The organism is Amycolatopsis coloradensis, from assembly GCF_001953865.1.
Lineage (GTDB): Bacteria > Actinomycetota > Actinomycetes > Mycobacteriales > Pseudonocardiaceae > Amycolatopsis > Amycolatopsis coloradensis.
Genome location: NZ_MQUQ01000005.1, coordinates 151,520 through 166,566 on the forward strand (window position 1 = coordinate 151,520; position 15,047 = coordinate 166,566).

Below are 15,047 nucleotides of genomic sequence, written 5' to 3' on the forward strand. Positions count from 1 at the left end.
ATCATGCCACCGCTGGAATCAGGTGCCGTTTCACGCCGTTCCGGACAGAATGAGCGATGTGGCACTCGACTTTCGCGTGCTGGGGCCCACCGAGGTCACGGCGGACGGGCTGCCGGTGCCGTTGGGCGGCAGCAGGCCGCTCATCGTGCTGGCAGGCCTGTTGCTGCGCGCGAACAAGGTGGTGCCGGTCGAGGAACTGGGCCGCTGGCTGTGGCCGGACGACCGGCGGCGGTCCAAGGGCGCCCTGCAGACCTACATCCTGCGGGTGCGCCGCGCGCTCGGCGACGAGGTCACCATCCGCACCGAACGCGGTGGCTATCTGCTCGAACTCGACGAGAGCCTGCTCGACCTCGCCCGCTTCCGCGCACTCGCCGCCGCGGGCGCGGAGGCCGCGGCGGAGGGCGACCTGCGCCGGGCCGCGGATCGGTTCGCCGCCGCGTTGTCCGAATGGCGGGGCCCGGCGCTACAGAACGTCCACTCCGAAGCCTTGCTCCGGGACGAAGCCGACCAGCTGGGCGAAGAGCGGCTCCGCGTCCGCGAGCAGTGGGCCGACACGCTCATCGCCCTCGGCGATCACGCCACGGTCGTTCCCGAGCTGACCAGGCTGTGCCGCGAGAACCCGCTGCGGGAGCGGCTGCACGAGCAGCTCATGATCGCGCTCTACCGCTCCGGCAGGCAGGCCGAGGCGCTGGCCGTCTACCGCGGGATCGGCGCGGTGCTGGCCGAAGAGCTCGGCCTCGACCCCGGCACGTCGCTGCAACGCGCGCACCAGGCGATCTTGACCGGCGAAGAGGCCGTCGAGACCACATTGGACTCCGAGCTGACGCGGTACCGGCTCGGCGCCGAACCGCTGATCCCGCGTCAGCTACCGGCGGATCTCCGGGTGTTCTCCGGCCGTCAGCGCGACCTCAAGGCACTGCACGAGCTGGTCCCCGAAGCGCTGGACACCGAGAGGTCGACGTCCATCGCTTCGATCGAGGGCATGGGCGGCATCGGCAAGACGACGCTCGCCGTCCATTTCGCGCATGAGGTCGGGGAGCGGTTTCCCGGTGGGCAGGTGTATCTCAACCTGCGCGGATACGGTCCCGGTGACCCGGTCGAACCCGCCACCGCGCTCGAAACCATGCTCGCGTCGGTCGGTGTCCCCGCCGACCGGATCCCCGCCGGCGTCGACGGTCGCGCGGCCACCTGGCGCACCTACAGCGCCGGCCGCCGGATGCTGATCCTGCTCGACAACGCCGCGAGTACCGAGCAGATCCGGCCACTGCTGCCCGGCCCCGGCTGCCTGGTGCTGGTGACCAGCCGCTGGCAGTTGCAGGCGCTCGTGGCGACCCACGGCGCGCGGCGCGTCGCGCTGGAGGAACTGCCCGACGAGGACGCGACCGCCCTCGTCGCCTCGACGATCGGGCTGGACCGGGTCATCGAGGATCCCGAGGCCACCGAACGGTTCGTCCGGTACTGCGGCGGGCTGCCGCTGGCGATCCGGATCCTCGCGGTGCGGGCGGCGCAGTTCCCGGACCTTTCGCTGCGGGAGTTCGTCCGGCTGCTGGAGGCCGAACAGGACAGGCTGGGTTCGTTCGATCTCGCCGACGGCGACGAGACGAACATCCGGGCCGTCTTCTCGTACTCGTACCGCTCGCTCGACGAGCGGGCCGCGCGGATGTTGCGGCTGCTCGGCCTGCCGACCGGTGGCGACTTCAGCGTGCCCGTGGCCGCGGCGGTGGCCGGGGTCGACATCGCGGAAGCGCACGCGGACCTGGCGAAACTGGCTTCGGCGCACCTGATCGCGCGGTCGCGGCCCGGCCGGTACCAGTTCCACGACCTGATCCGCGCGTACGCGGCCGAACTCTCGGCGAAGGTGGACGGGCCCGAAGTGCGGACGGGAGTGCTGGACAGGCTGCTCCACGCGTCGCTGTCGTCGGCGCTGAACGCGTCCCGGCTGCTGCGCCCGGAGCGCCACTACCGGCTGATCGAGCCCGAACGGTTCGCGGGCGCGGGGCTGAAGTTCGGTCACTACGACCAGGCGCTGGACTGGTTCGACGAGGAATGCGGGAATCTCATCGCCGCGGTGAACGTCGCGTACCGGGAACGAAGGCATCGGGAGTGCTGGCAACTCGCGTGGCTGCTGCAATCCTTCTTCATCGTGCGGGCGCGGCTGGAGGACTGGCGTTCGGTGTTCGACGTCGCGCTGCGGGCCGCGCGTGAAGCGGGTGACCGGCCAGGTGAGGCCGCGATGCTGAGCGGGCTCGGTGTCGCTTGCGGGGTGGCGCGCCAGTACGAGGACAGCGTCGCCTACCTGAAGCAGGTGGTCGAATTGCAGCGGCTGGTGGGCGACCGCGAGGGCGAGGCGCGTGGTCTGTACAACCTCACGCTGGCGAGCCGGAACGTCGAAAGCGCCCAGATCGCGTGGGAGTACGGGACCCAGGCCCTGCGGTTCATCCGGGAGCACAACGTCGGTGCCGGTATGGAGGCCGACGCGTTGCAGGCGCTCGGCGACATCTGCACCGGCGACGGACGGTACGGCCAGGCGCTCGACCTCGTCGACCAGGCACTGGCCCTGCGGGCGCACGCGTTACCCGACGAAGCCCGTTTCGCCTTCCACACCAAGGGCATCGCGCTCGTCGGCCTCGGCCGCAACGACGAGGGTGTCGACTGCATGCGGCGGGCCGTCGAGATGTTCTTCACCCACGGCGAGCTTTACGAGGCGGCCGACGTGCTGGCCCAGCTCGGCGCGATCCATCTGCGGCTCGGTGATCCGTCTTCGGCGCGGGAATGCTGGCTGCGTTCGGTACGGGTGCTGACCGAGCTTTCGCATCCGGACGCCGACGACGTCCGGACGAAGCTCGCCTCGCTCATCTCCGGCCAAAGCTGAAACGAGGCACGGGCGCCCGGCGTGCCGACCCCCAGTCGCAGCACGCGAGTACGCCCGTGACCTCTTCTGCTACCTAACAGGAAACCGCTCACTGTGCGCTGACTGTGCAGCGTGAGCGCCTCACCCGAGGAGCTTCGCGATCGCGATCGCGTTCTTCGGCGCCTCGACCTTGACGTCGTTGTCGAAGTAGACGTACGTGTCGCGGCCCCAGCCCTCGATCTTGCGCGCCCACTTCTTCAAGGCCTTGTCGCTGTACCCGCTGACATACAACTCCTCGTCGCCGTGCAGGCGGACGTACGCGAACTCGTCGCTCGTCAGCTCGTCCACGAACGGGAACTTGCCGGCGGTGTCGGCGATCACGAGCGCGATGCCGTGTTTCCGGAACAGCTCAAGGCTTTCGGGCTCGGCGAAGCTCGGATGCCGCACCTCGACGGCGTGCCGGAGCTTCCGGCGCGGCTTCGGATCGGTGTGCGCCTCGGCCTTGAGCTTGTCGTCGTGCTTGCTCGCGAGCTTGGCGGCGGCGTGGCTGGTGCGCGGCAACAGCTCGAAGAAATCCTCGACGCGCCCGGCGTCGAACGCCAGCCGCGGCGGCAGCTGCCAGAGGAACGGCCCCAGCTTCCGGCCGAGCGCCAGCACCCCGGACGCGAAGAAGTTCGCCAGCGGCGTCTCGACGTCGCGCAGTTGCTTCAGATGCGTGATGAAGCGGCCGCCTTTGACGGCGAGGACGAAGTCGTCCGGTGTCTGCTCGGCCCACGCGCGGTACCGCTCGGGACGCTGCAAGGAGTAGAACGAGCCGTTGATCTCCACGGAGTTCATCCGGCTGGACAGGTATTCCAGCTCGCGCCGCTGCACCAGGCCACGAGGGTAGAAGTCCCCGCGCCAGGGTGGGTAGCGCCAGCCCGAAGTGCCGATCCTGATCTCGGCGACGTTGATCACCGCCTTCTATTCGCCGTGCTGGTTCCCCCTTTCTTCCCGGCGCAAACGCCCGCTCAGGCCCACGAGAACCGCCAGCGGCGGGTCTGGACCAGGCTGGAGGCGAACTCGCGCAGATTGCCCGGCTGACCGGCGAACGCGGGCAGGCAGAACGAGCGGTGTTCGGCGGCGACCGTGAGCGCGCGACCCTGGGTGCGCGGCGGCGCGGCCACCGACAGCTCCATCGAGTCGAAGCCCAGCACGGTGAGCGTCGCGCCGAATCGGTCTTCCCAGCTGCGCAGCACCGCGGACAGCTCGTGGACCTGATCGGTCGCCTTGATCATCCCCGTCCAGCCCAGGATCGCCGGGATGTCGGCGGGCCGCTCCGTCTGCACCAGCGCGAGCCGGTGCGGTCCGCGCGCGGCCAGTACCGACCCGGTGTTGCCCGCCTCGGCCAGCGGATCCGCCCGGCGCGACGGACGGCGGGCGAGGCCGGGGAACTTCGCGCCGAACGGGCGCAGGCAGGCACCGTCGCAGCAGGACGTGTCCCACCAGCGGGCCAGCACTTCGGCCGGGTCCACCGAGGAGATCCGGTGGTCGGCCGGGGCGAGCCTGCCGCGATCGTCGATCCAGTCCTCGCCGTTGGCCGCGAACCGCTGGTCGTGCGGGATCAGCACCGGCCACAGCCCGGACCGGTCGAACTCGGCGACGCAGCCGGTATAGCGCTCCGGCCTGGCCAAAGGCAGGTCGGAAACCCAGATCCGGCCGTGCCACCGGCCGGGCGGCAGGGTCTGGACGGGCGGCGTACCTGGACGGAACGGTGCGATCGTCATCGGCTTCCCCTCGAACTGGTGTTCGGTCAACTCTACCCGAACACTAGTTCGAAGCACCGACAGTTTTCGATACCCCGTTCGCGGGATCTCAGGGTCGCCCAGGTGGAGGGCCGGAAATTTCGCGGCGCACCGATTTCGGCCGACGTCCCACGTGTCCCTGACGTCACACCAGAAACATCGCGATGTCCACAGTGGACTAACGCGTTCGCGTTTCGTCCTCTGGTTGCGATCGTGAGTGGCGAAGAGGAGTACTGCCAGGTGTGTCTTAGGTGCCTTCGCCGCGTGCGATTGAGCGCGGGTCGGTCCGTGAGCCCAGTGGCGACACCCGGAAGGGCTGGGCGGGTTCGCGGTGAGCCCGGTCGAGGTACATGAAGGACTCCTTCATGTACCTAGGCGCAAGGAAGGGGTCCTTCACGTACTCGCGCCCGGCCACGACCGAGCGCGTTTCGTCCTCTAGTTGCGGTAGTTGCGTGTGCAAGGACCGCAACCAGAGGACGAAACGCGGGGGATCACATCGGGCGCAGCAGGTCGTCCGCGTCCACGATCCGGTACGCGTATCCCTGCTCCGCGAGGAAACGCTGCCGGTGCGCCGCGTACTCCGTGTCGACGGTGTCCCGCGAGACGACCGAGTAGAAGTGCGCCTGCCGTCCGTCGCCCTTCGGCCGCAGCAGCCGTCCGAGCCGCTGCGCCTCCTCCTGCCGCGAACCGAACGTCCCGGAGATCTGGATCGCCACCGAAGCCTCCGGCAGATCGATCGAGAAGTTGGCGACCTTCGAAACGACCAGCGTCTTGATCTCGCCGCGCCGGAACGCGTCGAACAGTTCCTCGCGTTCCTTGTTCCGCGTCGCGCCCTGGATCACCGGCGCGTCCAGCTCATCGCCGATCATCTCCAGTTGGTCGAGGTAGGCGCCGATGACCAGCGTCGGCTCGCCCGGATGCCGGTCCACCAGCGATTTGATCACTTTGGTCTTGGTGTCCGCGGTCGCCGCGAGCTTGTACCGCTCCTCGGCCTCGGCCGTCGCGTACGCGAGCCTCTCGGCGTCGGTCAGCGTCACGCGGACCTCGGTGCATTCCGCCGGTGCGATCCAGCCCTGCGCCTCGATGTCCCGCCACGGGACGTCGTAGCGCTTCGGGCCGATCAGGGAGAACACGTCGCCTTCGCGGCCGTCTTCGCGCACCAGGGTCGCGGTCAGCCCCAGCCGCCGCCGCGATTGCAGGTCCGCGGTCATCCGGAACACCGGCGCGGGCAGCAGGTGGACCTCGTCGTAGACCACCAGGCCCCAGTCCCGCGAATCGAACAGGTCCAGATGCCGGTACTCGCCCTTGGTCTTGCGCGTGACCACCTGGTACGTCGCGATGGTGACCGGCCGGATCTCCTTCTTCTCGCCGGAGTACTCGCCGATCTCCTCCTCGGTCAGCGAGGTCCGCGCGATCAGCTCCCGTTTCCACTGCCGCCCGGCGACGGTGTTCGTCACCAGGATCAGCGTCGTCGCCTTCGCGTGCGCCATCGCCGCGGCGCCGACCAGTGTCTTGCCCGCGCCGCACGGCAGGACGACGACGCCGGACCCGCCCGCCCAGAACGCCTCGGCGGCCTTGCGCTGGTAGTCGCGCAGCTCCCAGTCGACCTCGGCCAGCTCGATCGGATGCGCCTCACCGTCGACGTAGCCCGCGAGGTCCTCGGCGGGCCAGCCGACCTTCAGCAGCGCCTGCTTGAGCCGTCCGCGTTCGGACGGGTGCACGAGGACGGTGTCCTCGTCGATGCGCGCGCCCAGCATCGGGCTGATCTTCTTGTGCCGGAGGATCTCCTCCAGCACCGCCCGGTCGATGGTCGACATGACCAGGCCGTGCGCCGGGTGGTTGGCGATCTGGAGCCGCCCGAACCGGCCCATCGTGTCCACGATGTCGATGAGCAGCGGCTGGGGAACGGGGAACCGCGAGTACGTCGTCAGCGCGTCGACGACCTGTTCCGCGTCGTGGCCGGCCGCGCGGGCGTTCCACAACGCCAGTGGCGTGATCCGGTAGGTGTGGACGTGCTCGGGCGCGCGTTCCAGTTCGGCGAACGGCGCGATGGCGATCCGCGCGTCGTCGGCCTGGCTGTTGTCGACCTCGAGGAGCACGGTCTTGTCGGACTGGACGATCAGCGGGCCATCGGTCACATCCTCCTTTATACGTTCCGGCCACACTGGCCCCCGCCGCGGCACCGCTGGTGTAAGGATGTGCGACAGGTGACTGGAGGGGATCTTGACGACTACACCGACCGGCGGGGCGCCCGGATACGACCCGTTCAACGCGCCCGCGCCACTACCCTCGATGCCGGACGTCGGCATGCCGACGCCGTTCCCGAAGCCACCGCCGATCAGCGTGCCTGCCAAGGTCGCGATCGTCTTCGGCGTCGTCGCCGCGCTGGGCCTGGGGAGCCTGGTCGCCTGGGGGCTCTCGCGGTCGGGCGAGTTCGCGTCGGTGGAGGCGGGAAAATGCCTGTACCTGACCGACGAGGCCGGTGGCGCCCAGAGCTACACGACGGCCAGCTGCACCTCGAGCCGTGCGACCTTCCGGGTCGACCAGGTGCGCACCGGTTCGTCCGAATGCCGCGGCTCGGATTACGTCCAGTTCGAGCTGTACGGGAGTTCTTCCAGCCGTAAGGCCGAGAAGACGCTCTGCCTGGCGCTGAACGTCGAGACGGGGGACTGCCTTCGCGACGTCGTGCACGAGACGCGGATCGCGAAGGTCCGCTGCACCGACATCTCCGCCGAGGCGCGGGCGGTCGTGATGCGGGGATCGTCGGAGAGCGTCTGTTCGCCGGACGACACCGCCCTGCGCTACACCGGGCCGCCCGAGCGCACGGTGTGCCTCAGGCCGACCGGGGAGAACATCTAGATGAGTGAGTGCGTGAAGTGCGACCTTGAGGGAGCGCCTCGCTGAGCTTCACGTGATGCTCACGGAATCAACCGTCTAAGACCGCGGCACCATCGGCTGGACGTCGAGCCTCGCGCCGACCATGCCGGAGTTGTGCATCAGGTCGGCGACGCGCTGGAGCCGGATGCCGTTGAGGGAGACCGGGTACGCCCCGAGCGAGACCAGCGACGCCGTGGTCCGGTCGATGTCGGAGAACGACGGCAGCGCGTCGCGGACGACGACCGGGTCGGCCGCTCGCACCTGCGCCTCGCCGAGCACCTTCCGGAAGACCGCCAGCGCGCGGGCGTTGCCCTGGCCGAAGGCACCGGTCGAAACGTAGGAAGACAACGGGAAGTCCAGCGTCGCGCCGCGAGCGCCGTCGGCGAGGATGCTCGCCCCGAGTTCCTTCTCGGCCCTGGTGATGTACGGCTCGACCATCCACGCGGCGTCGACCTCGCCCGCCTGCAACGCCTGCGGCATCCGGTCGAACGCGTGCTGCTTGAACTGGATCTTGTTCACTTCCACCCCCGCGGTCCCGAGTACCGAACGGGCCGCGAGCACGCCGACGTCGTCGAGCATGTTCACCGCGATCTTCGGCGACTTCTTGAGGGTCGGCTCGGTGTAGTCGGAGCCGGGGAGTGTGACGAGCGCCATGGTGTTGCGGCCGGCGGTGTACGCCTCGCCCTGCAATTGCAGCGCCGTCCCGGCCGCGGCGGCGCGGAAGATCGAGACGTCACTGGCGAACGCGATGTCGATCTCGCCCGCGGAAAGTTTGGTGATCGCCTGGTCGGGGGGAACATCGGCGAGGGTCACGGAAAGACCGGCGGCGGTGAACCTCCCGTCGGCGACGGCGACCCTCAAGGGGGCCGTGTCGATGGGGCTTCCGACGCCGATGCGCAGCTCGGTTCGTTCGAGTGGGGCGTCCGCGCTCGGGTCACCACCGGAAAACACTCCGCAACCGGCCATCGCCAGCAGAGCCGCTACCAGCGGAATCGCCAGAACGCGCATCATCGCCTCCGCCCACCTACCGAGAGAATGTGCTCTCCTTCTGGATCGTATGGTCCAGGCCCCATACGATCGCCTGCGGGAGACGCCGCACCAGCGCGGCTTTCGATCGTTCTCGAACCTTGTTACTCTACAGTAGGTTCGGGCTTTCATCCCCGATATCAGCCACGGGAAAGGGTCCCGTGGTGGGAAAAGGAAACCAGGTGGCCCGTCGCGACAAGCGTCCCCGTGGGGGCGACGCGGCGGAACGGCATCCCCGTGTCGGAGGACGCTGGCGGCTGCGCAACTGGCACCTGCGTACCAAACTTTTCGTGGTACTGCTGATTCCCGCCCTCGCGGTGGTCGCACTCGTCGGGCTCCGCGTCAACTCGGATCTTCGGGATGCCCGGCAACTGGCCGAATTCGCCACCCGCGGCCGGGTCGACAGCACCGTCGCGGAGGCGGTGCACCAGCTTCAGCGCGAACGCGACCTCACCGTCCGGTTCGTCGCCGGTGACCGCAAGGGCGACCTCTCCGAACTGGCCGAGCAGCGCAAGCGCGTCGACGGGTCCATCGGCACGTTCGACCGCACGCTCGGCGAGAGCAAGAGCAGACTCGGGGACAAGGCCGCGACCAGCCTCCAGCTGACCAGCGACCGCCTGCGCGTGCTGGCCGGACTGCGGTTTTCCGCCGAACACTCCGCTTTTCCCGCCGACGCGGTGCTGCGCTCCTACAGCGAACTGATCTCCGGCCTGCTCGACATCAGCGATTCCACCGCCGCCGACGTCTCCGATCCGGATCTGGGGAAGCTCCGCCTCGCGGGCAACGCGCTCGCGCGGATCAAGGACCAGATGTCGGTCAAACGCGCGATCATGGCGGCCGCCCTCGCCCAAGGCGGCCTCAACCGGGACCGGGCCCGTGCCCTGCTCGGCGCGGAGGCCGAACTCGCCGCCGCCCGCAACGACTACCGCACTTTCGCGACGCCCGAACAGCAGCGGATGTACGACGACACGGTGATCGGCCTGATCGTCGACATCGGCAACGGCATGGTGGAATCCGCGCTCATCAGAGCGGAGAACGACCAGGGGCTCGGCGGGCTGGACCCGAACCAGTGGGACACCGCCGCCACCTACACGGTCAATCTGGCCCATCAGGTGCAGCAGGCGGTGCTCGTCCAGCTACAGGAACGCACGGACACCCTTGCCGCACAAGCGAGAACGTCCGCCATCTGGGACGGCGGCATCGTCCTCGCCGTACTGCTCGTCGCCGGTGTGCTGTCGGTGATCATCGCGCGTTCGCTGTTGCGGCCGCTGCGGATCCTGCGCCGCAGCGCGCTCCAGGTCGCCGAACACCAGCTTCCCGCGGCCGTCCAAGGCCTGCTCAGCGATCCCGAGCCGCAGCCGGAGAACCTGCGGCGACGACTGGCCGTCGCGCCGGTCCCGGTGTTCAGCCGGGAGGAACTCGGCCAGGTGGCGCGGGCGTTCGACGCGGTGCACGGCGAGGCCGTCCGGCTCGCCGGGGAACAGGCCATGCTGCGGGAGAACATCAACGCGATGTTCGTGAACCTGTCGCAGCGCAGCCAGGATCTCGTCGAGCGGCAGCTTTCCGTGTTGGACCGCATGGAGGCCGACGAACAGGATCCCGACACACTCGCCGGCCTCTTCGAACTCGACCACCTCGCGACCCGGATGCGGCGCAACAGCGAGAACCTGCTGGTGCTGTCCGGAACCGACGTCGTCCGCGAGGACGGTGGCGCCGTCGTCGCCGACGAGATCATCGGCGCCGCGCTCTCGGAGGTCGAGCACTACCAGCGCATCGAACTCGGTGCGGCGCCGCGGATCGCGGTCCGCGGCGAGGCCGTCAACGACCTCGTGCACGTGGTCTCCGAGTTGCTGGAGAACGCGACCCGCTATTCGGATCAGAGCACGATGGTCCAGGTCGAGGGCCACGCGACCGAACGCGGCGAGTGGCAGATCGAGATCACCGACCACGGCGCCGGGATGCCGCAGGCGGAGATCGACCGGACCAACACCCGGCTGGCGAACCCGCCGGACGTCGACGTCGAGGTTTCGCGGCGGATGGGCCTGTTCGTGGTCGCGACGCTGGCCGTCCGGCACCGCATCGACGTCCGGCTGCGGTCCGCCGACGGTGGCGGGATCACCGCGGTGGTCGTCGTGCCGTCCGCCCTCATCGTCGACGCGCCGCGGCCCGCGCCGCTGCCGGAACCCCCGCCCGTCGCCGTCGCGCCCGAGCCGGAACCCGAACCGCCGCTGGAAGTCCCGCCGCTGCCCGAGCCGGAGGAGAGCGGCGAAGAGTCGCGGTTCGCGCCCGTGCTGGACCCCGGGCCGCTGCGGCGCGCGCCCGTCGTCGAGCGTGAGACCCAGCCGGAGTGGCCGTCGGCGGACGATGACGACGGCAACCATCTCGAAGTGGACTCCCCGACCGAGCGGATGCCCAAGTACCAGAGCGTGCTTTCGCAGTGGTTCGACCACGGCGGCCCGCGCGAAGGACCTTCGCCCGCCGAGCCCGGCCCGCCTTCCAAGCCGTCGTTCGAGCCGGTGAAGCCGCCGGAGGAGACCGCCGCGGGCGAAGCACCCGCGCAGGATCCGGACGAACCGACCGAGCCGACGCTGAAGCCGGTGGCGCCGAAGGCTCCGGTGCCGAAAGAAAGGGCGCCGGGACCCGAACCCGAGCCCGCTTGGCCGACGTCCGCCGAGCTGGAGCAGGAGGACGGGGCGGAGGAAACCTGGCCCGTGCTGCCCGCGGTCGTTCCCGAGGCGCGGTCGCAGGACGACAGGCCGGAGAAGCCGCGAGGGGAGAGGCCGATACTCTCACTTTCCCCCGAAGCGGTCCGCGAACGGATGACCAGCCTGCAAGGCGGGTTCCGGCGCGGTCGCCACGCCAGGGGTGACGACAACCCCTCGGCTTAGCGCCAGTCGGCGGAGCTGAGATCTATCCGGAAAGTGACCACACGGGTGAACCCGCCCTGGCCGAAGGCGCCGCTGTCGCGGTGGCAGGACCTCCTGCCGACGTCGATCGCGGACGCGGGTCACCAAGGGGCACAAAGCGAATTGGAAGGTCCATGAGTTCGAAAACCGGCCTGCTGGAAGTGATCGCGCTGACTGCGGCGGACGCGGAGCGCGCACAGGAGGGCGGGGCCGATCGCCTCGAACTGGTCAGCGACATGGCCAGCGACGGTCTCTCGCCGTCGGTCGAGACGCTGCGCGAAGTGCTCGCCGCCACCGACCTCCCGGTGCGGGTCATGTTGCGCGACAACATGTCCTTCGCCGCCGGCGACCTCGACGGGTTGCGCGCCGACACCGGGCGGCTGCTCGACGCGGGCGCGCGGGAGTTCGTTTTCGGTTTCCTGGACCTGGAAAGTGAAATCGACGTCGACGCCTGTGAAACACTGGTCAAGGAGCTCGACGGGCTGCCGTGGACCTTCCACCGGGCCATCGACCGCGCGCGGGACCCGTTGCGCGCCTACGACCAGCTGGCCGCGCTCGGCTGCGACACGGTGCTCGCGGCCGGGCATCCGCACGGGGTGGCGCACGGCCTTTCGGTGCTGCAACGGCTCGCCCGCCGCACGGACGGGCCGCGGCTGCTGGTCGGCGGCGGCCTGCGGGCGCAGCAGGTGCATCTGCTGCGGGCGGGCGGGGTGCGCGCGTTCCACATCGGAAGCGCGGCGAGGCCCGGCGGCTGGGAGTCCGATGTGGACGCGGCCGCCGTCCGCGAATGGGCGGCACTGGTCAAGGACTAGGCCAAGGCCGTGCGCGAGCGGTCAGGTCCAGACCACACACGGTGATTTGAGGTTGCATCTTCAACTATCGGGACAGGACCAGCTAGCGTGTGGGCCATGGCTACCCGCACCGTACGTGACGCGACCAGGGAACTGCTGCGTGACCTTGGCCTGACCACGATTTTCGGCAATCCCGGCACGACCGAGATCGCGTTTCTCACGGAATGGCCCGACGACTTCACCTACGTGCTCGCGCTTCACGAGGCGTCGGTCGTCGCGATGGCCGACGGGTACGCCCGCGCCTCGCGACGCCCGGCGCTGGTGAACCTGCACTCCGCGGGCGGGGTCGGCCACGCGCTCGGGCATATCTTCACCGCCTACCGCAACAACGCGCCGTTGATCATCCTCGCCGGTCAGCAGACCAGGTCGCTGCTGCCGGACGATCCCTTCCTCGGCGCCGTCGAGGCGGCGAACTTCCCCAAGCCGTACGTGAAGTGGAGCTGCGAACCGGCCAGGGCCGAGGACGTCCCGGCCGCGCTGGCGCGGGCGTATCACATCGCGACGCAGGCGCCGATGGGTCCGGTGTTCGTCTCGGTGCCGGTGGACGACTGGGACGTCGAGACCACGAAACCGGTCGTCTCCCGGTCGATGATCCGCGGTTTCGCGCCCGATCCGTCCGCTTTGGACGAACTGGTGTCCGCCTTGGACGCCGCGAAGAACCCGGCGATCGTGGTCGGCCCCGGCATCGACGGTGAAGGCGCCGTGCCGGACGTCGTCGCGCTGGCCGAGAAGGTGGGCGCCGGGGTCTGGGCGCCGCCGATGGGGGCGCGCTGCTCCTTCCCCGAGGACCACCCGCAGTTCTTCGGTTTCCTCCAGCCGGAGCGGAAAGCACTCGCGAACGCGCTGGTCGAGCACGATCTCGTGGTCGTCATCGGCGCCCCGGCGTTCACCTACCACGTGTACCGGGGCGAGTCGGAAACCGCGCTGCCCCCGCTGTTCCTGGTCAGTGACGACGAGCAGATCCTCGCCAGGGCCGCGGAGGGCACCGGGATCCGCGCGACACCGAAGCTCGCGATCCGCGCCCTGCTGGACCGCGCCGCGCCGCGGGAAGCGCCGAAATCCCGTACCCGGCTGGAAAAGCCCGCCGCGGTCACCCCGATCACACCGGACTTCGCCTACGCCACGATCTCGGAAGTCCTGCCGGACAACGCCATCGTCGTCGAAGAGACGCCGAGCCACCGCAACGAACTGCACGACCACCTGCCGATCAGGTCGACCGACACGGGCTTCCTCACCGTCGCCAGCGGCACCCTGGGCTACGGCCTCCCCGCCGCCGTCGGCGCCGCGCTGGCCCGCCCGGACCGCAAGGTCGTCGCCATCCTCGGCGACGGTTCGAGCATGTACTGCGTCCAGGCACTGTGGACGGCGGCGCAGAACAACCTGCCGGTGACGTTCGTGATCTTCGACAACTCGCAGTACGCCGCCGTGCGCATCCTCGGTGAGGCCGCGGGCGGCGAGAAGGTGCCGGGCGTCGACCTCGGCGGTATCGATTTCCCTGCGCTGGCGAAGAGCCTGGGCCTGAACACGTCGGTCGTCGAGAAGGCCGAAGACCTCAAGCCGACGCTGGAGGCCGCGCTGCCGGACACGCGCCCGCACCTGGTGCACGTCCGCATCGACGCGAACCCGCGCACGCTGTACTGAGCGGTCTCCCCGCTACTTGGGGAAGGCGTGAAGGCCCCCTTCCCTCGGCTCAGCCGAGGGAAGGGGGCCTTCACGCGCCGCCGTTGTGGCTGGTGATGTCGCTGAGGCTAGATGTGCTGTTCCGAGGCAGGTAAGGGGAACTTTAAGGGACCTGAGCCCCTCAAGGAGTCCTTCACGGACCTTTGGCTTCGAACGACACAGGACGAAACGCTGCTTTCATAGCACTTCAGGAGGTCTTCGCGCGGGCCTCGGCCTCAGCGTCGGCCGCGACCTGCTGCGCGAGTTCGTACTCGGCCGCGTCGGAGGCGGCGGTGACGGCCTCGGGAGCGCCACCGTGCAGCAGCCGCGCGACCTCGCCGCGCAGCGTCACGAACTCGGCGGACTCGCGCGTGGTGATCTGGTTCCGCTCCGCGGGCAGCCCCACCGGGAGGTCCGCGACGATCTTGGCCGGTGACTTCGACAGCACCAGCACCCGGTCCGACAGGTAGACGCTCTCGTCGATGTCGTGCGTGACCACGAGGACCGTGCTCCCGTTCTCGCGCTGCACGCGGCGGGTCAGGTCCTCGAGTTCGAACCGCGTCTGCGCGTCGACCGACGCGAACGGCTCGTCCATCAGCAGCAGCGCGGGACGGCTGGCCAGCGCCCGTGCGATCGACACACGCTGCTGCATACCGCCCGAGAGCTGCCACGGGAACTTCGCGCCGACCCCGGACAGGCCGACCGACTCCAGCGCCTCCTGCGCCCGCGTCCGCCGCTCGGCGCGGCTCAAGTCACGCCACCGCAAGGGGAATTCGACGTTCTTCGCGACCGAGAGCCAGGGGAACAGCGAGCGGCTGTAGTCCTGGAACACCACGGCCAGGTCCTCCGGCACGCCGGAGACGTCGTCGCCGTGCAGGCTGACCCGTCCGGACGTCGGCTTGACGAGCCCGGCGATGCAGCGCAGCAGCGTCGACTTGCCGCAGCCCGACGGGCCCACGATGCTCGCGAGCTGTCCCGCTTCCACGGTGAACGACAGGTCGTTGACCGCGATGTGCGCCTTTTCTCCCGCGCCGTACCGGTGGTTCAGCCCGGAGACTTCGAGCATGGTTGACATCTTGCTGACCCTTCGAAA

10 protein-coding genes are annotated in these 15,047 nt (G+C 69.4%); 5 read left to right on the forward strand and 5 right to left on the reverse strand.

Going from position 1 to position 15,047, the window contains the following annotated elements; genetic code table 11:
* The first annotated feature begins 58 nt into the window (after positions 1-58).
* On the forward strand, positions 59-2,872 hold the full coding sequence (locus BS329_RS10265; RefSeq protein ID WP_435818636.1) for an AfsR/SARP family transcriptional regulator: 2,814 nt from the start codon (positions 59-61) through the stop codon (positions 2,870-2,872).
* A 120-nt stretch (positions 2,873-2,992) separates the two neighbouring features.
* Here BS329_RS10265 and BS329_RS10270 read toward each other — a convergent pair whose 3' ends face one another.
* The 3 genes from BS329_RS10270 to BS329_RS10280 form a co-directional block, all read right to left on the reverse strand.
* Positions 2,993-3,808, reverse strand: coding sequence for a DUF72 domain-containing protein (locus tag BS329_RS10270; RefSeq protein WP_143252965.1), 816 nt, complete (start codon positions 3,806-3,808; stop codon positions 2,993-2,995).
* Between the two features lie 53 nt (positions 3,809-3,861).
* Complete coding sequence (locus tag BS329_RS10275) at positions 3,862-4,617, reverse strand: DUF4253 domain-containing protein (protein WP_076160126.1); 756 nt, start codon at positions 4,615-4,617, stop codon at positions 3,862-3,864.
* Positions 4,618-5,126: 509 nt separating this feature from the next.
* On the reverse strand, positions 5,127-6,773 hold the full coding sequence (locus BS329_RS10280) for a DNA repair helicase XPB (protein WP_076158594.1): 1,647 nt from the start codon (positions 6,771-6,773) through the stop codon (positions 5,127-5,129).
* Between the two features lie 85 nt (positions 6,774-6,858).
* On the opposite strand from BS329_RS10280, the gene BS329_RS10285 reads away from it, so the two are divergent.
* A complete protein-coding gene (locus BS329_RS10285) occupies positions 6,859-7,494 on the forward strand; it encodes an LppU/SCO3897 family protein (RefSeq protein ID WP_076158597.1) in 636 nt (211 codons plus the stop codon).
* 75 nt (positions 7,495-7,569) lie between these two features.
* On the opposite strand, the gene BS329_RS10290 is transcribed toward BS329_RS10285, so the two are convergent.
* On the reverse strand, positions 7,570-8,520 hold the full coding sequence (locus tag BS329_RS10290; RefSeq protein ID WP_076160129.1) for an ABC transporter substrate-binding protein: 951 nt from the start codon (positions 8,518-8,520) through the stop codon (positions 7,570-7,572).
* A 200-nt stretch (positions 8,521-8,720) separates the two neighbouring features.
* Between BS329_RS10290 and BS329_RS10295 the strand changes: the two genes are divergently transcribed.
* The 3 genes from BS329_RS10295 to mdlC all read left to right on the forward strand — a co-directional run bounded on the left by BS329_RS10295 (position 8,721) and on the right by mdlC (position 13,936).
* A complete protein-coding gene (locus BS329_RS10295; RefSeq protein ID WP_076158599.1) occupies positions 8,721-11,426 on the forward strand; it encodes a sensor histidine kinase in 2,706 nt (901 codons plus the stop codon).
* A 152-nt stretch (positions 11,427-11,578) separates the two neighbouring features.
* On the forward strand, positions 11,579-12,256 hold the full coding sequence (locus BS329_RS10300; protein WP_076158602.1) for a copper homeostasis protein CutC: 678 nt from the start codon (positions 11,579-11,581) through the stop codon (positions 12,254-12,256).
* Between the two features lie 96 nt (positions 12,257-12,352).
* Positions 12,353-13,936: a benzoylformate decarboxylase gene (mdlC, locus tag BS329_RS10305; protein ID WP_076158605.1), complete on the forward strand. Its 1,584-nt coding sequence runs from the start codon at positions 12,353-12,355 to the stop codon at positions 13,934-13,936.
* A gap of 226 nt (positions 13,937-14,162) precedes the next feature.
* Here the strand turns inward: mdlC and BS329_RS10310 are convergent, their stop codons facing one another.
* Complete coding sequence (locus BS329_RS10310) at positions 14,163-15,029, reverse strand: ABC transporter ATP-binding protein (RefSeq protein WP_076158607.1); 867 nt, start codon at positions 15,027-15,029, stop codon at positions 14,163-14,165.
* Between the last annotated feature and the right edge of the window lie 18 nt (positions 15,030-15,047).